At 70.2% G+C, this 18,165-nt stretch carries 19 protein-coding genes; 8 read left to right on the top strand and 11 right to left on the bottom strand.

Annotation, left to right across the window (positions count from 1 at the left end):
* Positions 1–15: 15 nt before the first annotated feature.
* From pstA to CRP27_RS13335, 7 genes are all read right to left on the bottom strand, one after another.
* Positions 16–1,101, bottom strand: coding sequence for a phosphate ABC transporter permease PstA (gene pstA, locus CRP27_RS13365; protein WP_097181164.1), 1,086 nt, complete (start codon positions 1,099–1,101; stop codon positions 16–18).
* Positions 1,102–1,114: 13 nt separating this feature from the next.
* Entirely contained in the window at positions 1,115–2,062 is a 948-nt protein-coding gene (gene pstC, locus CRP27_RS13360) for a phosphate ABC transporter permease subunit PstC (RefSeq protein ID WP_079237267.1), read from the bottom strand.
* Positions 2,063–2,207: 145 nt separating this feature from the next.
* Positions 2,208–3,317 (bottom strand): phosphate ABC transporter substrate-binding protein PstS, encoded by a 1,110-nt coding sequence (locus tag CRP27_RS13355; RefSeq protein ID WP_097181163.1) that lies wholly within the window; start codon positions 3,315–3,317, stop codon positions 2,208–2,210.
* A 265-nt stretch (positions 3,318–3,582) separates the two neighbouring features.
* A complete protein-coding gene (locus CRP27_RS13350; protein ID WP_097181162.1) occupies positions 3,583–4,530 on the bottom strand; it encodes an NUDIX hydrolase in 948 nt (315 codons plus the stop codon).
* Complete coding sequence (locus CRP27_RS13345) at positions 4,527–6,692, bottom strand: RNA degradosome polyphosphate kinase (protein WP_097181161.1); 2,166 nt, start codon at positions 6,690–6,692, stop codon at positions 4,527–4,529. The genes CRP27_RS13350 and CRP27_RS13345 overlap by 4 nt, the downstream gene beginning before the upstream one ends.
* Before the next feature lie 104 nt (positions 6,693–6,796).
* Positions 6,797–7,618, bottom strand: a complete 822-nt coding sequence (gene mshD / locus CRP27_RS13340) for a mycothiol synthase (RefSeq protein ID WP_097181160.1) — start codon at positions 7,616–7,618, stop codon at positions 6,797–6,799.
* The gene (locus CRP27_RS13335; RefSeq protein WP_079237260.1) at positions 7,618–8,301 is read right to left on the bottom strand and encodes a response regulator transcription factor; all 684 of its coding nucleotides are present in this window, start codon (positions 8,299–8,301) and stop codon (positions 7,618–7,620) included. The genes mshD and CRP27_RS13335 overlap by 1 nt, the downstream gene beginning before the upstream one ends.
* 105 nt (positions 8,302–8,406) lie before the next feature.
* Between CRP27_RS13335 and CRP27_RS13330 the strand changes: the two genes are divergently transcribed.
* From CRP27_RS13330 to CRP27_RS13320, 3 genes are all read left to right on the top strand, one after another.
* Positions 8,407–8,688, top strand: a complete 282-nt coding sequence (locus CRP27_RS13330; protein ID WP_079237259.1) for a hypothetical protein — start codon at positions 8,407–8,409, stop codon at positions 8,686–8,688.
* 136 nt (positions 8,689–8,824) lie between these two features.
* Positions 8,825–9,427, top strand: coding sequence for an FABP family protein (locus CRP27_RS13325; protein ID WP_079237258.1), 603 nt, complete (start codon positions 8,825–8,827; stop codon positions 9,425–9,427).
* Positions 9,427–10,494, top strand: a complete 1,068-nt coding sequence (locus CRP27_RS13320; protein ID WP_097181158.1) for a folate-binding protein YgfZ — start codon at positions 9,427–9,429, stop codon at positions 10,492–10,494. Before CRP27_RS13325 ends, CRP27_RS13320 begins: the two co-directional genes overlap by 1 nt.
* A gap of 143 nt (positions 10,495–10,637) precedes the next feature.
* Here CRP27_RS13320 and CRP27_RS13315 read toward each other — a convergent pair whose 3' ends face one another.
* Positions 10,638–11,411 carry an SAM-dependent methyltransferase gene (locus tag CRP27_RS13315; protein WP_097181157.1) on the bottom strand — a complete coding sequence of 258 codons (774 nt, stop codon included), beginning with the start codon at positions 11,409–11,411 and terminating at the stop codon, positions 10,638–10,640.
* A gap of 45 nt (positions 11,412–11,456) precedes the next feature.
* Here CRP27_RS13315 and CRP27_RS13310 point away from each other — a divergent pair, with 45 nt between their 5' ends.
* Complete coding sequence (locus CRP27_RS13310; protein WP_079237255.1) at positions 11,457–12,203, top strand: phosphoglyceromutase; 747 nt, start codon at positions 11,457–11,459, stop codon at positions 12,201–12,203.
* Positions 12,204–12,400: 197 nt separating this feature from the next.
* On the opposite strand, the gene CRP27_RS13305 is transcribed toward CRP27_RS13310, so the two are convergent.
* Together CRP27_RS13305 and phoU are read right to left on the bottom strand one after the other, a co-directional pair.
* The gene (locus CRP27_RS13305; protein ID WP_097181156.1) at positions 12,401–12,949 is read right to left on the bottom strand and encodes an AAA family ATPase; all 549 of its coding nucleotides are present in this window, start codon (positions 12,947–12,949) and stop codon (positions 12,401–12,403) included.
* A gap of 30 nt (positions 12,950–12,979) precedes the next feature.
* A complete protein-coding gene (gene phoU / locus CRP27_RS13300) occupies positions 12,980–13,648 on the bottom strand; it encodes a phosphate signaling complex protein PhoU (RefSeq protein WP_097181155.1) in 669 nt (222 codons plus the stop codon).
* A gap of 156 nt (positions 13,649–13,804) precedes the next feature.
* Here phoU and CRP27_RS13295 point away from each other — a divergent pair, with 156 nt between their 5' ends.
* Together CRP27_RS13295 and CRP27_RS13290 are read left to right on the top strand one after the other, a co-directional pair.
* Positions 13,805–14,971 (top strand): cell wall metabolism sensor histidine kinase WalK, encoded by a 1,167-nt coding sequence (locus tag CRP27_RS13295; protein ID WP_079237252.1) that lies wholly within the window; start codon positions 13,805–13,807, stop codon positions 14,969–14,971.
* Positions 14,968–15,648 (top strand): response regulator transcription factor, encoded by a 681-nt coding sequence (locus tag CRP27_RS13290; protein WP_022906624.1) that lies wholly within the window; start codon positions 14,968–14,970, stop codon positions 15,646–15,648. The genes CRP27_RS13295 and CRP27_RS13290 overlap by 4 nt, the downstream gene beginning before the upstream one ends.
* Before the next feature lie 117 nt (positions 15,649–15,765).
* On the opposite strand, the gene CRP27_RS13285 is transcribed toward CRP27_RS13290, so the two are convergent.
* Complete coding sequence (locus tag CRP27_RS13285; protein ID WP_097181154.1) at positions 15,766–16,275, bottom strand: DNA modification methylase; 510 nt, start codon at positions 16,273–16,275, stop codon at positions 15,766–15,768.
* Between the two features lie 158 nt (positions 16,276–16,433).
* On the opposite strand from CRP27_RS13285, the gene CRP27_RS13280 reads away from it, so the two are divergent.
* Both CRP27_RS13280 and ispF read left to right on the top strand, forming a co-directional pair.
* Positions 16,434–16,916, top strand: coding sequence for a CarD family transcriptional regulator (locus tag CRP27_RS13280; RefSeq protein WP_017888066.1), 483 nt, complete (start codon positions 16,434–16,436; stop codon positions 16,914–16,916).
* Positions 16,917–16,965: 49 nt separating this feature from the next.
* Positions 16,966–18,147: a 2-C-methyl-D-erythritol 2,4-cyclodiphosphate synthase gene (ispF, locus tag CRP27_RS13275; RefSeq protein WP_097181153.1), complete on the top strand. Its 1,182-nt coding sequence runs from the start codon at positions 16,966–16,968 to the stop codon at positions 18,145–18,147.
* Positions 18,148–18,165 lie beyond the last annotated feature (18 nt).

Below are 18,165 nucleotides of genomic sequence, written 5' to 3'. Positions count from 1 at the left end.
GGGTGGACCCGCGCGTCAGCGCGAGAGCTTGGGGGCGAAGAGGCGGGTGATGAACCGGGCGAGCAGGTTGAGCAGCATCACGATGAGGATGAGCAGCAGTGCCGCGGTCCACGCCCGGTCGACGAACGGCACCGGGTTGGCGCCCTGCTGCGAGTACTGCGTGTACGCGAACACCGGCAGCGTCATCATCGGGTTCTTGAACAGGTCGTAGTTCATGCTCGCAGTGAACCCGGCCGTGACCAGGAGCGGTGCCGTCTCCCCGATGACACGGGCGATGGAGAGCATCACACCGGTGGTGATCCCGGCGAGCGAGGTGGGGAGCACGACCTTGAGGATGGTGAGGTACTTCGGGACGCCGAGGGCGTACGAGGCCTCGCGGAGCTCCATCGGGACGATCTTCAGGACCTCCTCGGTGGAGCGGACGACGATCGGGATCATCAGGACGCTCAGCGCGACCGAGCCGACCAGGCCGAAGCGGGCACCGGGGCCGAGGAACAGCGCGAACAGCGAGTAGGCGAAGAGCCCCGCGACGATCGACGGGATGCCCGTCATGACGTCCACGAAGAACGTGATGCCCTTGGCGAGCGCGCCCGTGCCGTACTCGACGAGGTAGATCGACGTCAGCAGCCCGATCGGTACCGAGATGAGCGCCGCGAACAGGGTGATCTCGAGCGTGCCGATCAGGGCGTGGAGTGCGCCGCCGCCCTCGGAGATGACCCCGCGCATCGAGTACGAGAAGAACTCGACGTCGAAGCGGGCGAGGCCGTCGGCGAGGACCGTGTACAGCAGCGAGACGAGCGGCAGCACCGCGATGACGAAGGCGGTGATCACCAGCGAGGTGACGAGGCGGTCGACGGCCTTGCGGCCACCCTCGACGATGCGGGAGATCACGACGATGAGGACGTCGAACAGGACCGTGCCGAGGAAGAGCGCGGCGACGACGTTGAAGTCCTTGACGGCGCCGCCGGCGTTGAGCAGGGCGAAGACCAGGATCAGCGCGACCCAGGAGCCGACGAGGAGCAGCCACGGCACGGACTTGTGCAGCTTGCCGTTGGCGTAGACGTTGCCGGCGACGCCGGACTGACGGAGGGCGAGGGACATCGGGCCGTACCTCTCAGCTCACTCGCTTGCGGACGATGTACCGCGCGAGCATGTTGATGACCAGGGTGATGACGAAGAGGATCAGACCCGACGCGATCAGCGCGTTCAGGGCGGTGCCGGAGGCCTCGGCGAACTGCAGGGCGATGTTCGCCGCGATCGTCGAGGGGTTCAGCGAGGTGAGCATCTGGAAGGTGACGTTCGTCGACACCGACAGCACCAGGGCGATCGCCATCGTCTCACCGAGCGCCCGACCGAGACCGAGCATGATCGCGGACACGATGCCGGACTTCGCGAACGGCAGGACCGACAGGCGGATCATCTCCCAGCGGGTCGCGCCGAGGGCCAGGGCGGCTTCCTCGTTGAGGCGCGGGGCCTGCAGGAAGATCTCGCGCATGACCGCGGTCATGATCGGGATCGCCATCACCGCGAGGACGATCGACGCGGTCAGGATCGTGCGGCCGGTGCCGGAGACCTGCCCGGAGAACAGCGGGAACCAGCCGAGGTAGGTGTTGAGGAACACGTAGAACGGCTTCACGAACGGCGCCAGCACCACGATGCCCCAGAGGCCGTAGACCACCGACGGCACCGCGGCCAGCAGGTCGATGACGTAGCCGAGGAGCGGGGCGATCCGGCGCGGCGCGTAGTGCGAGATGAAGAGCGCGATGCCGAGCGAGAGCGGCACGGCGATCACGAGCGCGATGAGCGCGGACCAGACGGTGCCGAAGACGAGGGGGCCGACGTAGTCCCAGAAGTTCGCGGCCTGGTTCGGCAGGTCGCCGACCTTCGCGCTGAACGCCGGGATGCTCTGCCAGACCAGGAAGGCCGCGACGAGCACGAGCACGAAGAGGATCAGCCCGCCGGCGATGACGGAGGCGGCGGAGAAGACCCGGTCGCCGATGCGGACGACGGGCTTCGGCTTGGGGGCGACGGGGGCCACTGGCTGGGCCGGTGCGGTCGTCATGGGACTCCTGTCGGAGGAACGCCGGGGGAGGCGTCGGGTGGGGGTGTCCGGTGGTGCTGCGTCCGCTCGAACAGTGGAGCAGGACGGGCGAGGGCCCGGACGCCGGTCGATTGGGTGGGACCGGCGTCCGGGCGCTCAGGGTGCCTTACTTGATGGAGGCGACGGCCTTCGCGGCCTTCTCGGCGAGGTCGGTCGAGAGGGCGGCCGACTTGGCCTCCTTCGCGGCGGCGTCCTGCGCGTCCTTCGAGACGACGTAGTCGAGGTAGCCCTTCACGAGCTCACCCTTGTCGGCGTCCTTGTACTCCTGGCACGCGATGGCGTAGGAGACGAGCACCAGCGGCCATGCGCCGTCGGCGGTGTCCTCGCGGTTGATGTCGATCGCGAGGTCGTTGTCCTCGCGGCCGGAGACCGTCTCGGAGTCCGCGACGACCTTGGCAGCGCCCTCGGCGGAGATCTCGGTGGCCTTGTCGCCGACCATGAGCTTCGCCTTGTCGAGGTCACCGGCGCCGGAGTCGTCGATGTACGTGATCGCGTTCGAGGCGCTGGCCATGGCCGAGGCCACGCCCGAGGTGCCCTTGGCGCTGTCGCCGACCTGGTAGGGGAAGGTCTGGCTCGGGGCCTCGGTCCAGACGCTCTTGGCGTTCGCCGAGACGTACTCGGAGAAGTTCTGCGTGGTGCCCGAGTCGTCGGAGCGGTGCACGACCGTGATGTTCGCGTCCGGCAGGGTCGCGTCCTTGTTCAGGTCGGCGATCTGCGAGTCGTTCCACTTGGTGATCTTGCCCGAGAAGATGCCCGCGATGGTCTTCGCGTCGAGCGTCAGGTCCTTGACGCCGTCGACCTTGTAGGCGATCGCGATCGGGGAGATGTAGACCGGGATGTCGATGGCCTTCGAGTCCGCGGCGCACAGGCCGAAGGAGCCCGAGAGCTCCTCGTCCGACAGCGCGGCGTCGGAGCCGGCGAAGTCAGCGGCACCCGAGATGAAGTTCTTGCGGCCGGCGCCCGAACCGTCGGGCGAGTAGTTGACCGTCACGCCGGAGGCGACGCTCTGGAAGCCGGCGGCCCAGGTGGCCTCGGCGGTCTGCTGGGCGGACGAACCCGAACCGGTGAGGGTGCCGGAGAGCTTCGAGTAGTCGGTGCCCGAGCTGGAGGAGGAGGTCGCGGTGCTGCCCGCGTCCTCGTTCGCCGCGCACGAGGAGAGCACGACCGCGCCGGCGATCGCGATTGCCGCGACCGTACCGATTCGCTTGATGTTCACAGGGGTCCCTTCGGGAATGTCAGTGCAGGTGGGACCGCTGCTGGTCCCGTGGGTCGGTGCCGACCCGGGAGCGACTGTAGGGACGCGAAGTGACGGGGATCACGCTCGCTGGTGAACGGAAGGTGAACGAGGGGTTGTGTCCGACGGGGCGGCGTGCGCGGGCGCGTGGACGGGAGCAGGATCGGGAACGTCGTGCGCTCGACGGACGCATGCACGCGCATGCGTTCACCCGGCCTGGAGGCGCGGCTCGCCCCCGGCGGTCGGCCTACGCCGAGACGGTGTTGCGGTGCGTCTCCACGGCGACGAGTCGGCCGTCGGCGATGTGCATCACGGCGAAGTCCCCGACGGAGAGCATCGCGGCGCGGCGGAGGTCGAACCGTCCGCTGTCGTCGGCCGTCGCGGTCGCGATCCGGGCGATGATGTCCGGCAGCACGGGGCCGTGCGAGCACAGGACGGTCGACTTCGCCTTCTCGAGGCGCTTCTGCACGACGCCCTTGACGTTGGCCGCACCGCGGTCGTGGGCCTCCTGGCTGATGTCCGGGGTGCTGGATACCCCGAGGTGCGTGCGGTCGGACAGGGGCTCGACGGTCGCGAGGCACCGTGCCGCCGTGCTGCTGACGATCTTCTTCGGGCCGAACGCGGCGACGGGCGACGCGACGGCCTTGGCCTGCGTGCGGCCGACCGGCAGGAGCGGACGGGTGGCGTCGGGGCCGTTCCAGTCCGAACCGGGCACCGTCTTGGCGTGCCGGAGCGCGATGAGTGCGAAGGTGCGGTGCTCGCCGGCGGCGACGCGCTCGGCGAACCGGTCGAGGATCGCGACGTCGCGGTCGTACGTCAGCCGGTGCCGGGCGTCGTCGAGGGTCACCCACTCGACCGAGGCGACCTCGTCGTTCGGGCGGAACTTGCCGGCGCGCTCGTACTCCTTCGAGGGCACCCGGGCGGACCAGTAGTGCACCACCTTGTCGCGACCGCTCGGCAGGACGTACTCCGCGGTGCCGAGCGGAGCGCCGAGGTGGACGCGGTAGCCGGTCTCCTCGTCGATCTCGCGGACGGCCGTCGTCGGGACGCTCTCGCCCGGATCGACCTTGCCCTTCGGGAACGAGACGTCCCTGTGGTGGTCGCGGTGGATGAGCAGCACGAGCGGGGCGCCGTCCTGTTCACGCCAGACGACGGCACCTGCTGCGACGACGGGTCCTGAGGAGCCGCCGCTCACCGAGTGGAGCGCTTCCGAGCCGAGATCTTCCGCATGAGGACATTCTGCACGTCGTCGAGGGGTCGTCCGTCGTCGTCGGTCGAACGGCGCGTCCACTCGCCGTCGGACTCGAGGTGCCACGAGCTCGTCGTGTCCGCCATCGCGAGGTCGAACATGTCCTGGACCTCGTTCACGTGGGCCGGGTCGGACAGTCGCACGAGCGCCTCGACGCGGCGGTCGAGGTTGCGGTGCATCATGTCCGCCGAGCCGATGAACACGGCCGGGTCGCCGTCGTTGTGGAACGCGAACGCCCGGGAGTGCTCGAGGTACCGACCGACGACGCTGCGCACGCGGATGGTGTCGCTGACGCCCTCCATGCCGGGCTTGAGGGAGCAGATGCCGCGTACCCAGACGTCGATCGGCACGCCGGCCTGGCTCGCCAGGTAGAGCGCGTCGATGATCTGCTCGTCCACCATCGAGTTCACCTTGATGCGGATGCCCGAGGGCTTGCCGGCGCGGGCGTTCTCGGCCTCGGTCTGGATCCGCTTGAGCAGGCCCTTCCGCAGGTGCAGCGGCGCCACGAGCAGCCGCTTGAACTTCTTCTCGATGGCGTACCCGGACAGCTCGTTGAACAGGCGCGTGAGGTCCTTGCCCACGGTGTCGTCCGACGTGAACAGGCCCATGTCCTCGTAGATGCGCGAGGTCTTCGGGTTGTAGTTGCCCGTGCCGATGTGGCTGTAGTGCTTGAGGGTGCCGCCCTCCTGCCGGATCACGAGCACCAGCTTGGAGTGCGTCTTCAGGCCCACCAGGCCGTAGACCACGTGCACGCCGGCCTTCTCGAGCTTGCGGGCCCACGTGATGTTGTTCTGCTCGTCGAAGCGCGCCTTGATCTCCACCAGCGCCAGGACCTGCTTGCCCGCGGCCGCGGCGTCGATGAGGGCCTCGACGATGGGGCTGTCGCCGGAGGTGCGGTACAGCGTCTGCTTGATCGCGAGGACGTTCGGGTCGGCCGCCGCCTGCTCGAGGAACGCCTGCACGCTCGTCGCGAAGGACTCGTACGGGTGGTGCACGAGGACGTCCTTCGACGCGATCGCGCGGAAGAGGTCCGGTTTCGTGTTCGGCTCGCCCGGCTGGAACTGCACGGGGGTCGTCGGCACGTGCTTCGGGTAGTGCAGGTCGGGGCGGTTGATCTTCGCGATCTCGAACAGGCCGCCGAGGTCGAGCGGCGACGGCAGACGGAAGACCTCCTGCTCCGTGATGTCGAGCTCGCGCACGAGCAGGTCGAGCGTCACCGGGTCCATGTCCTCGGTGATCTCCAGGCGGATCGGCGGACCGAACCGACGACGGAGCAGTTCGCGCTCGAGCGCCTGGATGAGGTTCTCGGCCTCGTCCTCCTCGATCTCGACGTCCTCGTTGCGGGTGACCCGGAACACGTGGTGCTCGAGGACCTCCATCCCCGGGAACAGGTCGTCGAGGTGGTTCGCGATGAGGTCTTCGAGCGGGATGAACCGCAGGCGACCGGAGTTGTCGTCCGGCAGCTTGATGAACCGCGAGAAGTTCTGCGGCACCTTGAGTCGCGCGAACTCCTGCCGCTGCGACTTCGGGTTCCGGACCCGCACCGCCAGGTTGAGCGACAGCCCGGAGATGTACGGGAACGGGTGCGCCGGGTCCACCGCGAGCGGCATGAGCACCGGGAAGATCTGCTCGTTGAAGTACTCGCGCATCCGGAGCCGGTCGGCTTCGTCCAGGTCGGACCAGTGCTCGACGTGGATGCCGGCGGCGTCGAGGTCGGGCTTGAGCGACTCGATGAAGGCCTGTGCGTGGCGGTCCTGCAGCTCGTGCGCCTTCTTCGCGATGTCCCGCAGCACGTCGAGCGGTGCGCGGCCGACGTTGGTCGGGACGGCGATCCCGGTGTCGATGCGGCGCTTCAGGCCGGCGACCCGGACCATGAAGAACTCGTCGAGGTTGGACGCGAAGATGGCCAGGAAGTTCGCACGCTCGAGCAGGGGCTGCGTACGGTCCTCACCGAGTTCGAGGACGCGCTGGTTGAACCGGAGCCAGCTGAGCTCACGGTCGAAGTAGCGGTCGGTGGGCAGCGACTCGTGCTCGATCTCGACGACCTCGTCGAAGTCGTCCAGGTCCGGTGCGACGGACTCGCCGTCGAGCTGCGGTTCGGTGTCCATGCTCACATCCTGCCACCCGGTCCCTGCGCCCGGAGGGCCTCGCGTGGACGCTGTGGAAACGCGCGGTGAACGACCTGCTGTGGGGGAGGTGTGGTGGCTGTCGCTCAGGGAGCGGCGTACTGCACGTCGATCGCGTGCTGCTCGAACCCGGACCGCCGGTAGAGCGCCAGCGCCGGCTCGTTGTCGCCCTCGACGTACAGCGCCGCGGCGGTGAGCCCACGACCGGTCAGCCGGGCCGTCCCCGCGCGCATGAGCACGCCGCCGAGCTGCTGCCCCTGCAGGTCCGGGCGCACGGCGACCGCGTAGAACTCGCCGATCCCGCCCTCGACCTTGAGCCAGCACGACCCCGCGAGCTTCCCGCTGCCGTCACGCAGCAGGATCAGGTCGTCGCCGGAGAACCAGTCGTCGGCCTCGCGGGCGCGGAGGTCCTCGAGCGTCATCCGGCCCTGCTCCGGGTGGTGGGCGAACGCCGACGCGTTGAGGGCGAGCCAGTCTGCCTCGTCACCGGGGTCCCCGGCGCGGAATGCCGACAGGGAGTACCCGGCCGGCACCGCCGGGTCCGGTGCAGCGGAGGGGATCGGCGCGCGCAGCTGCAGGAGCGTGCGGACGGCGGTCCAGCCGAACCGCGCCGCGAGCGCCCGCGCAGCGGGGTGGTCCCCGTGCGCCCACGCGAGTCGAGGAGCCGGACCGACCACGGGGGCGGCCCCGCCGCCCGCGCCGAGCACCTGCGTGACGAGGGCCGTGCCGAGGCCGCGCCCCCGTTCCTCCAGGCCGACCGCGAGCTCGAACTCACCGTCGCGCACCACGGCGACACCGCGCTCGTCCCCGACGACGGTGGCGCGACCAGCGCGCACGTCCACCAGGGTCTGGTCCGAGAACGGCGGCGCTTCGCCGGGGACGGCGAAGCGCGACAGGTCGACGGCCACTACTGCGCCGAGAGCCGGTCGGCCTCGTCGTCGTAGACGTTGAAGCGGTACCCGACGTTGCGGACGGTGCCGATGAGCGACTCGAGGTCGCCGAGCTTGGCGCGCAGTCGACGCACGTGCACGTCGACCGTGCGCGTGCCGCCGAAGTAGTCGTAGCCCCAGACCTCGCTGAGGAGCTGCTCGCGGGTGAAGACCCGCGACGGGTGCGTGGCGAAGAAGCGGAGGAGCTCGAACTCCTTGAAGGTGAGGTCGAGCGGCCGGCCGCGGACCTTCGCCGAGTAGCTCGCCTCGTCGATGACGACACCGGACGCCTGGATCTTCGACCCGGTCTGGTTCTTCACCGCGCGCCCGGCGGTCAGGCGGATGCGGGCGTCGACCTCGGCGGGGCCGGCGGTCTCGAGCACGACGTCCTCGACGTTCCACTCGCTGTTCACGGCGGTGAGGCCGCCCTCGGTGACGACCAGGATGATCGGCGTCGTCGACCCGCTCGTCGCGAGGATCTTGCACAGGGCCTTGGCGCTCGCGAGGTCCGTGCGGGCGTCCACGAACATGAGGTCGCTCTGCGGTGCGTTGACCAGCTGTGCGGCCTCGGCGGGCACGTGGCGGATCCGGTGGCTCAGCAGTCCGAGGCTCGGCAGGACGTCGCCGGGCGCGGCTGAGGTGAGTACCAGGAGCTGGGCCACAGGACCTCCAGTGGTGGGGGAGTCGTGCACACATCCTAGTGATGCTCGGGAAGTGTCCTGCCGTCCGAGCGGACGGTGCTCGTCCCGCCTGTCATGATGGGGCGCGTGACCGAGCCCGTGCCGCCCACCGACCAGCGTCGCCTCCGACTGACGTCCGTACTGCCGGTGTGGCTGCTCGCGATCGTCGGCGCCGTGCTCGTCCTCACCCTGACGGAGAAGGACTCCTTCGCCTGGCTCCTGCTCGTCTTCGTGCTCTGCGTGCTCGTCAGCTTCGTGCTGCAGCTCATCACTGCCACCAAGGACGGCCTGGTCGAGCGGATCAGCATCGCGTCGTCCGGGGCCTTCGTCGTCGTGCTCGTCACCGCGGTGGTGCTCCTGGCGCGTTGAGCCGGTCCGCGTAGACTCGCACCATGGATTCGCTGCTTGCGCTCGAGCTCTTCTACGTGGGCCTCCTCGGTCTGGCGTCGCTCGCGATCGCGTTCGTCTCGGTGACCGTCGTCGTGAAGCTGTTCAAGGGTCAGCGTTGATCGAACTGCCCGAGGGCCTCGCCCCCGAACTCGTCCCCCTGTCCTGGCTCGTCGGCGTCTGGGAGGGCACCGGCGTGGTCGAGTACCCCGTGGGCGACGAAGAGGAACCCCGGAACTACGAGTTCGGCCAGCGCGTGAGCTTCAGCCACGACGGCCTGCCCTACCTCAACTACTCGTCCACGACGTGGCTGCTCGACGACGAGCACACCCCGCTCGCGGCCGAGATGGGCTACTGGCGGATCGACCGTCCGTCCGAGCCCGGCGACCGCGGTCCGGCGATGCTCCTCGGCGAGGGGCCGACGCCGTTCAGCACGGTCGAGAGCGTCGAGGCACTGCGGAACACCACGGACGGCTTCGACGTCGAGGCGGCGATCATCCACCCGACGGGCGTCAACGAGCTCTACGTGGGTCGGGTCCGCAAGGGCCGCATCGACCTCGCGACGGACGCCGTGATGCGCTCGCCGAACGCGAAGGACTACTCCGCGGCGACCCGGCTGTACGGCCTGGTCGAGGGCAAGCTCTTCTGGGCGTGGGACATCGCAGCCCTCGGCAAGGAGCTCACCTCGCACGCCTCGGGGCAGCTCGCGAAGGTCGACTGATGTCGGCGTTCGCCGGCCGTGACGGCTTCGTGGGGACCGACGCGGGTCCCGCCGCCCACTTCGGCAACCCCCTCGGCGAACAGCGTCTGCTCGCCCGCGGCCGCGCCGTCGTCGAGCTCGGCCTCGGTGTCGTCACGGTGTCCGGTCCGGACCGCCTGTCGTGGCTCAACTCGATCACGTCGCAGCTCCTGCTCGGGCTCGGCGCCGGTGTCAGCACCGAGACGCTCGTGCTCGACCAGTCGGGTCGCGTCGAGCACGCCGCCCGCGTCGTCGACGACGGCTCGGTCGCGTGGCTCCTGACCGAGCCCGCCGATGCGGCACCGCTCGCCGCCTGGCTCGACTCGATGCGCTTCATGCTGCGGGTCGAGGTCGCCGACCGTTCGGCGGACTTCGCGACGATCGGTCGCTTCGGTTCGGCGGTGCTCGCCGACGACACGGTCGTCGAGTGGGTCGACCCGTGGGCGTCCGTCACGCCCGGTGGGTGGGGCTACGCCGACCCGGAGGCCCATCCCGGCTCCGACTGGACCCTCCGCATCGCCGTGGTCACCCCCGGCACCGCGGCCGAGATCGCCGCGTCGGACGTCCCCGCCGCGGGGCTCCTCGCCTACGAGGCACTCCGGATCGCCGCCTGGCGTCCGTCGCTCGCCGACGTCGACGAGCGCACCATCCCGCACGAACTCGACTGGCTCCGCTCCGCCGTGCACCTGACGAAGGGCTGCTACCGGGGGCAGGAGACGGTCGCGAAGGTCCACAACCTCGGGCACCCGCCGCGCCGTGTCGTGCTGCTGCACCTGGACGGGTCCGACGGCGTGCTCCCGGCCCCGGGGACGCCCGTCGTGCTCGACGACAAGGAAGTGGGGCGCCTGTCGGCGTCGGGGCTGCACCACGAGCTCGGGCCGATCGGGCTCGCGGTCGTGAAGCGGTCCCTCGACCCGGCGGCGACGCTGACCCTCACCGCCGACGACGTGGTCGTGGCCGCGACGCAGGAGGTCATCGTGCCACCAGGCGCCGGTGCGACGGCGAACGTGCCGCGGCTGCCGCGCCTCGGGGCGGTCCGCCGGTCCTGAGCCGCCCGCGCTCGTGCGTCGGGCCCGAGTCTCGGTGCCAGCGACCGATCTCGCGTCATCGAGCACGAGATCGGTCGCGCAGTCCGAGTCTCGGCTCGCCCGTCGCCCCGACCGCGCCGGTCAGGCCGGCTCGACCGCGCGCGTCAGGCCGGCTCGACCGCGGCCCACGGGACGCTGAGCTCGCCGAGGCGCCAGCGGCTCACGCCGTGCAGCACCGGCCAACCCCGGTCGCGCATGCCCCGCACCGTCGCGATCCACCGCTGCCGGGGGCCGTACGTGCCGAGCGGCGCAGCGACCGCCCACGCCAGGTCGAGGTCGCGGAGGAACGCGTGCACCCGCTCGCCCGGGACGTTCCGGTGGATCAGGGCCTTCGGCAGGCGCTCGGCGACGATCGACGGAACGTCCAACCCGGCGAGCCGCAGCGACACCGTGAACGTGTGCGCCGCCCGGTCGTCGAGCGTGATCCAGGACGCCACCCGACCGACCTCGTTGCAGGTCCCCTCGACCAGTGCGCCGCCCGGTTGCAGCCGGTCCTGCATGATCCGCCAGGCACCCTCGACCGCGGACTCGTCGTACTGCCGCAGCACGTTGAACGCCCGGATCACCGCCGGCCGTCGGTTCCCGGGCGTCGGGGTCTCGAACCCGCCGAGCCGGAACGTCACGCCGTCGCGGGTGCCGGCGTTCGCGAGCGCCACCCGTGCCGGTTCGATCTCGATGCCGGTCACCTCGACGTCCGGTCGCACCCGCGCCAGTCGGTCCCGGAGCTCGAGCGTCGTGGTCGGGGAGGCCCCGTACCCGACGTCCGCCACGAGCGGGTCGTCGGTCCGTCGGAGCACCGGGAGCGTGGCGATCCACCGGTCGACACGGCGGAGCCGGTTGTACCCGGTCGTCCCGCGCGTGACGTTCCCGATCGGCATGCAGCCCAGGCTACGGCGTGGAGCACGCTCGGTAGACTCGGACGCATGACCTCCACGCTCGTCCTGCTCCGTCACGGCAACAGTGACTGGAACCAGAAGAACCTGTTCACCGGTTGGGTCGACGTCCGACTCAGCGAGTTGGGCGAGAAGGAGGCGAAGCGCGCCGGCGAGCTCATCAGCGAGTCGGGCATCGTCCCGGACGTCCTGTACACGTCGCTGCTCACCCGCGCCATCCAGACGGCCGACATCGCCCTGCTCGAGGCCGACCTCGCCTGGCTGCCCGTGAAGCGCGACTGGCGGCTCAACGAGCGCCACTACGGCGACCTGCAGGGCAAGGACAAGGCCCAGACGCTCGAGCAGTACGGCGAGCAGCAGTTCATGGAGTGGCGTCGCTCCTTCGACGTGCCGCCGCCCCCCATCGCCGACGACGCCGAGTGGTCGCAGTTCGGGGACCGCCGCTACGCCGACCTCGGGGACCAGCTGCCCCGCACGGAGTCGCTCAAGCTCGTGATCGACCGGCTGCTGCCGTACTGGGAGTCGGACATCACGAAGGATCTCGGCGCGGGCAAGACCGTCCTCGTCACGGCGCACGGCAACTCGCTGCGGGCGCTCGTGAAGCACCTCGACGGGATCTCCGACGACGACATCGCCGGCCTGAACATCCCGACGGGCATCCCGCTGGTGTACGAGCTCGACGACGAGTTCCGCCCGACCAAGCCCTCGTACTACCTCGACCCCGAGGCAGCAGCTGCCGGCGCCGCCGCCGTGGCCGCCCAGGGCGCCAAGAAGTAGACCCCGACACACGAACGCCCCGCCTGGTCACCAGGCGGGGCGTTCGTGCGTTCGGCCCGGGGCGGGGCCCGGTTCGCGAAAGCGACGGTCTGCCGCGGACGTTCCCCCGACTTCTGTCGCTCTGCCGGGAGGAACGGATCGCCTCGCCAGCACCGTGTCGCTTCGGCGGGGTGGTCGGCTCTGCAAGCCCGAGCCGTTCACACGAAGTGCGAGGCGATCTCCTGCACCAGGGCGCCGACGTCGTACGGCTTCGTGGTGTCGACGTGCACGACCGCAGTCCCCGGGAGTCCGATCGGTTCCGCGGCGGCGCCGTGTTCGTCCCAGAACGACAGGATGCCGGCGAGGTCCCCGTGGACCTCGTGTCGCACCGGAAGGGTGCCCGGCTCGTACCGGTCGCGCAGCCGCTCTTCGGCGGTGGCCCGGTCGACGTGGCACCACACCTCGACGGCGCGCGGCGACCCTGCGGAGGCGAGCCCTGCCTCCAGGAGGTCACGGTCGCGCGACGGCAGCCAGACGGCGTCGAGGACGACCCCGTTCTCGACGGCCCGCGCCATCGACCACATGGTCTCCATCGCGATGCCGCCGAGCGGACGCGAGGCGATCATCGGGCCGACGATGTCGGCGAGGGGCTCCTTGATCCGGTCCTTCGAGAGGAACGGGCAGCCGAGCACCTCGGCGAGGGCTGCACCGATCGTGCTCTTGCCGGAACCGGGCATGCCGTTGACGATGATCGCGACCTGGGCCATGCCACGATCCTCGCAGACGTGCGGGTCGGGTCAGACCGCCGCGGTCGTGGTGGACGCGCCCGTCCAGTCGCCCGTCGCCAGGTACTCGACCTTCTTGGCGATCGACACCGCGTGGTCCGCGAAGCGCTCGTGGTACCGGGAGGCCAGGGTCGCGTCGACGGTGTCGATCGGGTTGCCCTTCCACGTCTCGCCGAGCACGAAGTCGAACACACTGGCGTGCAGCTCGTCGACGGCGTCGTCCTCGTCGCGGATCTCCGCCGAGAGCGTGATGTCCTCGGTCGCGAGCAGGCGGGTGAGCTTCTGCGCCATCGCGACGTCGTGCGCGCCCATCTTCTTGAAGGTGCCGCGGAGGCCCTTCGGCACGACCTTCTCGGGGAAGCGCTGGCGGGCGAGCTGCGCGATGTGCTCGGCCATGTCGCCCATGCGCTCGAGCGAGGAGCTGACACGCAGGGCGGTGACGACGACGCGGAGGTCACGGGCCACCGGTGCCTGGCGGGCCAGGATGTCGATGGCGATCTCGTCGAGGCTGTTCGCCGCCTCGTCGATCTTGGCGTCGTCGGCGATCACCTCCTCGGCGAGGGCGACGTCGGAGTCGCTGAAGGCCTGCGTGGCCCGGGTGATGGCGGACTCGACGAGCCCGGCGATCTCGGTCAGTCGCTCCTGGACGTCCTGGAGTTCCTGCTGGAAGACTTCGCGCATGGGGGAGTGCCTCTCTCTGCGTACCGGTCGAGTGTCGTCAGGTCAGGTGAACGAACGGTGACGTGCGGTTGAACGCTTCGCGATCCTCCGGCAGGATCGGCCCGGACGGGGGTGAACGGGGCCCGAACCCCGCGTGACCATCCCTACACTGACGGCATGGACAACGCGTGGCTCGTGCCACTGTCGATGCTCCTCGGCGGGGTCTTCGGCGCGGGCGTCGTGGTGCTGATCATCACCGCCGAGCGCACGGCTCGTGCAGCAGACGTGGCGGAACGCACCCTGCCGGACGGCGTCGCCGCGGTCATCGCCACGATGCACAACCCGGCCGTGGTGGTCGACCCGTCGAACACCGTCGTGGCCGCGTCGCCGCAGGCCCTGACGGTGGGACTCGTGGTGCGGCGGAAGCTCGTGCACCGAGAGCTCGCCGACCTCGTCGACCGGGTGCGCAAGAGCGGGGAGATGGGAGCGGAGGACCTCGAGCTCCCCCGTGGCCGTGGGAGCGACCAGATCGGCTACCTCAGCTTCCGGGCGGCGCAGCTCGGCAACCGGTACGTCCTCGTCACCGCGGACGACCTCACGGAGAGCCGGCGCATCGACGAGGTCCGGCGGGACTTCGTCGCGAACATCTCCCACGAGCTGAAGACCCCGATCGGCGCCATCGGGCTGCTGTCCGAGACCCTGGTCGCCGCGGCGGACGAACCGCAGCACGTCCGGAAGTTCGCGGCGCAGCTCGTCACCGAGTCCGAGCGGCTGGCGGCGCTGACGAAGGACATCATCGAACTCTCCCGCCTGCAGTCCGTCGACGCGCTGGAGAACAGCGAGGAGACGTCGATCGACCGCATCGTGCAGGCCGCCGTCGACGCGAACGAGATCGTCGCCAGGGCCCGGGACATCGAGCTGGTGCGGGCGAAGAAGTCGAAGCTCCGCGTGATGGGCGACCCCGGACTGCTGCAGATCGCGGTGTCGAACCTCATCGCGAACGCGGTCAAGTACTCCCCGGACGGCACCCGCGTCGGTGTGGGCGTCCGGTCCGCGAAGGGCTTCGTCGAGATCGCCGTCACCGATCAGGGCGTCGGCATCCCCGAGGCCGACCTCGACCGGGTGTTCGAACGCTTCTACCGCGTCGACCCCGCGCGCTCCCGGGCCACCGGCGGCACCGGGCTCGGCCTCGCGATCGTCAAGCACGTCGTCGGGAACCACGGCGGCGACGTCCGCGTCTGGTCGCAGCCCGGCAAGGGCTCGACCTTCACCATCCGTCTCCCCGAGGCGGACCCCGAACTGACCACAGCACTCGAAGAGCAACTGGAAGAGCAGCAATCGTGACCAAGATCCTCATCGTCGACGACGAGCCGGCCCTGAGCGAGCCCCTGGAGTTCCTGCTGCAGCGCGAGGGGTACGACACCTCCGTCGCTGCGGACGGCGTGACCGCCCTGTCGAAGTTCGACGCGGAGAACCCCGACCTGGTGCTGCTCGACCTGATGCTGCCGGGGCTGTCCGGCACCGAGGTCTGCCGGCAGATCCGGACCCGCTCGAACATCCCGATCATCATGCTGACGGCGAAGGACTCCGAGGTGGACATCGTCGTCGGGCTGGAGCTCGGCGCCGACGACTACGTGACGAAGCCGTACTCGACCCGGGAACTCCTGGCGCGCATCCGTGCCGTGCTCCGCCGCCGCACCGAGGACGACCCGGCGGACAGCGGCATCCTGCAGGTCGGCGGCATCCGGATGGACGTCGAGCGGCACACGGTCGCGGTGGACGGCTCCGAGACGCCGATGCCGCTGAAGGAGTTCGAGCTCCTCGAGCTCCTGCTCCGGAACGCCGGCCGGGTGCTCACCCGCGGGCAGCTCATCGACCGGGTGTGGGGGTCGGACTACTTCGGGGACACGAAGACCCTCGACGTGCACATCAAGCGCATCCGCTCGAAGATCGAGCGCGTCCCGAGTGCTCCGGAGATCCTCGTCACCGTCCGGGGGCTCGGCTACCGCATCGAGGGCTGACGCGACGGGCCGCGGCCGCGGCCTGCGGGTCGCGCCCCGCGCGCAGCGCAACCGACCGGAGGCCCGGCGCGGGTCCATGGGACTCGCACCGGGCCTCCAGGCGGTTGCGGCGTGTGCCTACGGGTTGATCGGGACGTCCGTCGGCGTCGCGGTCGGGAGGGTGACCTCCGCCGTCGGCGTGGCGGTCGGCGCGAGCGTCGCGTACTCCTCCTGCGAGCTGGTGAGCACCGGCACGCTGGCGGAGACGCCCTCGGCGCCCGAGTACGAGAAGTAGACCTTGACGAGCGCGCCGGGCTTGGCGTCCGCACCGTCGAAGTCGAGCGTGTCGTGCTTCGCGTCGTTGGCGAGGTCGACGTGTCCGCTGGCCGGGACCTCGACGGTCTCGGTGTCGCCGCCGATCTCGACCGAGACGGTGATGTCGTCGGTCTCGTCGTTGTTCACGAGCGTGCCGATGAAGCGCGCACCCTCGCCGTCGTCGGAGATGAGCAGCGCGTTGCGGACGTCGATCTTGCCCGTCGACACGTTCACGCCGTCGGTGATCTGCTTGATCTCCGTCGTCTGTGCGGGCGACATGAACTCGCAGCCGGTGGCGCCGAGCGCGATGGTTGCCGCAACGGCGACGGACACGAGTACCCGAGCTCGCAAGAGATTCCTCCGGAAGATCACGATGTGGACCGGACGGTCCGACGACCATCCTACCGATCGGCGGGAGTGCCAGGTGTTAGGTGCCCCTTACCCGAAAACTGCTTGTGGTAAACTGGGTGTCTCGGAACGGAGCCTGATACATGCAATTCGAGGTCGGCGAGACCGTGGTCTACCCCCATCACGGGGCGGCAACCATCTCTGAAGTCAAGACGCGCGTCATCAAGGGCGAGGAAAAGGTCTACCTGAAGCTGCGGGTCACCCAGGGTGACCTGACGATCGAGGTCCCGGCGGACAACGTCGACCTGGTCGGTGTCCGCGACGTGATCGGCAAGGAGGGCCTCGACAAGGTGTTCGAGGTCCTGCGCGCTCCGTTCACCGAGGAGCCCACGAACTGGTCCCGCCGGTACAAGGCGAACCTCGAGAAGCTCGCTTCGGGTGACGTCATCAAGGTGTCCGAGGTCGTCCGCGACCTCTGGCGACGCGACCAGGACCGCGGGCTCTCCGCGGGGGAGAAGCGGATGCTCGCCAAGGCGCGGCAGATCCTCATCTCCGAGCTGGCGCTGGCCGAGAAGACCGACGAGGACAAGGCATCGACCGTCCTCGACGAGGTCCTCGCCTCCTGAGCGCACCGAACCACTGAACACGACCTCGACCGTTCTGTTCCCCGAAGGGGTGGACAGGGCGGTCGTCGTCGTTGCGGCGGGGTCCGGCACACGGCTCGGCATCGGCACGGCGAAGGCGTTCGTCCCCGTGGCCGGCACGCTCATGCTGGCGCGGGCGCTCGAGCCGCTGTTCGCCCTGGCGTCGCCGACGCTCGTCGTCGTGGTCGCGCCCGCGGCGTTGCTCGACGACTGTCGACAGGTGGTCGCCTCGGTCGCCGGGGCCGCGGTCGCGTACACGGCCGTCGTCCCGGGAGGCACGGATCGCCATGGCTCGGTCGAGGCCGGCCTGGCAGTCCTGCCGGACTCCGTCACCTCGGTGCTGGTGCACGACGCCGCGCGGTGCCTGACGCCGACGGCGCAGTTCGACCGGGTCTTCGACGCGGTCGCCGGCTCGCTCGCCGACGGGTCGGCGGCCGGGTTCGTCCCGGCACTGCCCGTCACGGACACGATCAAGCGGGTTTCCGGTGCCGAGGTCGTCGAGACGGTCGACCGCGCCGCCCTCGTCGGGGTGCAGACGCCGCAGGGCTTCCCGCTCGTCGCGCTCCGGCAGGCGTACGCGGTGTCGTCGCAGTCCGAGACCGACGACGCCGGGGTGTTCCAGGCGGCGGGCGGGACGGTGTGCTTCGTCCCCGGCGACGCCGACGCCTTCAAGATCACCACCCCGTGGGACCTGGCACGGGCGGAGTCGATCGTGCGGTCGTCGTCCGGTCCCCCTGCTCCACCGGACACGCGGGTCGGGCTGGGCGTCGACGTGCACGCCTTCGACGAGGCCTCGCCGTGCCGGGTCGGGCTGCTCGACTTCCCCGGCGAGGCCGGTCTCTCCGGGCACAGCGACGGCGACGCGGTCGCGCACGCGGTCTGCGACGCCCTGCTCTCGGCGGGTGGCCTGGGCGACATCGGCGGGACGTTCGGCACGTCGGACCCCGCGTACGCCGGTGCGGCTGGTGACGTCTTCGTCCGGGGCGCGGTCGGTCTCCTCGCTGAAGCGGGCATGGTCCCGGTGTCCGTCACCGTGCAGGTGATCGGCAACCGCCCGCGCATCGGCGCCCGCCGGACCGAGATGCAGGACGCCCTCGCGGCCGTGGTCGGGGCTCCCGTCGCCGTCTCCGGCACGACGACCGACGGCCTCGGGTTCACCGGCCGCGGCGAAGGGCTCGCCGCGATCGCAACAGCCGTCGTCCGGGCGTCCTGACGTCCTAGGCTTGGGGGC

Source organism: Curtobacterium sp. 314Chir4.1 (genome assembly GCF_900215175.1).
Classification (GTDB): domain Bacteria; phylum Actinomycetota; class Actinomycetes; order Actinomycetales; family Microbacteriaceae; genus Curtobacterium; species Curtobacterium pusillum_A.
This window is presented reverse-complemented; position numbering and strand designations above follow the sequence as displayed.

Coding starts and splice junctions, on each gene's coding strand:
- pstA (WP_097181164.1), bottom strand. CDS start 1,101: ATGTCCCTCGCCCTCCGTCAGTCCGGCGTCGCCGGCAACGTCTACGCC.
- pstC (WP_079237267.1), bottom strand. CDS start 2,062: ATGACGACCGCACCGGCCCAGCCAGTGGCCCCCGTCGCCCCCAAGCCG.
- CRP27_RS13345 (WP_097181161.1), bottom strand. CDS start 6,692: ATGGACACCGAACCGCAGCTCGACGGCGAGTCCGTCGCACCGGACCTG.
- CRP27_RS13320 (WP_097181158.1), top strand. CDS start 9,427: ATGTCGGCGTTCGCCGGCCGTGACGGCTTCGTGGGGACCGACGCGGGT.
- CRP27_RS13315 (WP_097181157.1), bottom strand. CDS start 11,411: ATGCCGATCGGGAACGTCACGCGCGGGACGACCGGGTACAACCGGCTC.
- CRP27_RS13310 (WP_079237255.1), top strand. CDS start 11,457: ATGACCTCCACGCTCGTCCTGCTCCGTCACGGCAACAGTGACTGGAAC.
- CRP27_RS13305 (WP_097181156.1), bottom strand. CDS start 12,949: ATGGCCCAGGTCGCGATCATCGTCAACGGCATGCCCGGTTCCGGCAAG.
- phoU (WP_097181155.1), bottom strand. CDS start 13,648: ATGCGCGAAGTCTTCCAGCAGGAACTCCAGGACGTCCAGGAGCGACTG.
- CRP27_RS13295 (WP_079237252.1), top strand. CDS start 13,805: ATGGACAACGCGTGGCTCGTGCCACTGTCGATGCTCCTCGGCGGGGTC.
- CRP27_RS13280 (WP_017888066.1), top strand. CDS start 16,434: ATGCAATTCGAGGTCGGCGAGACCGTGGTCTACCCCCATCACGGGGCG.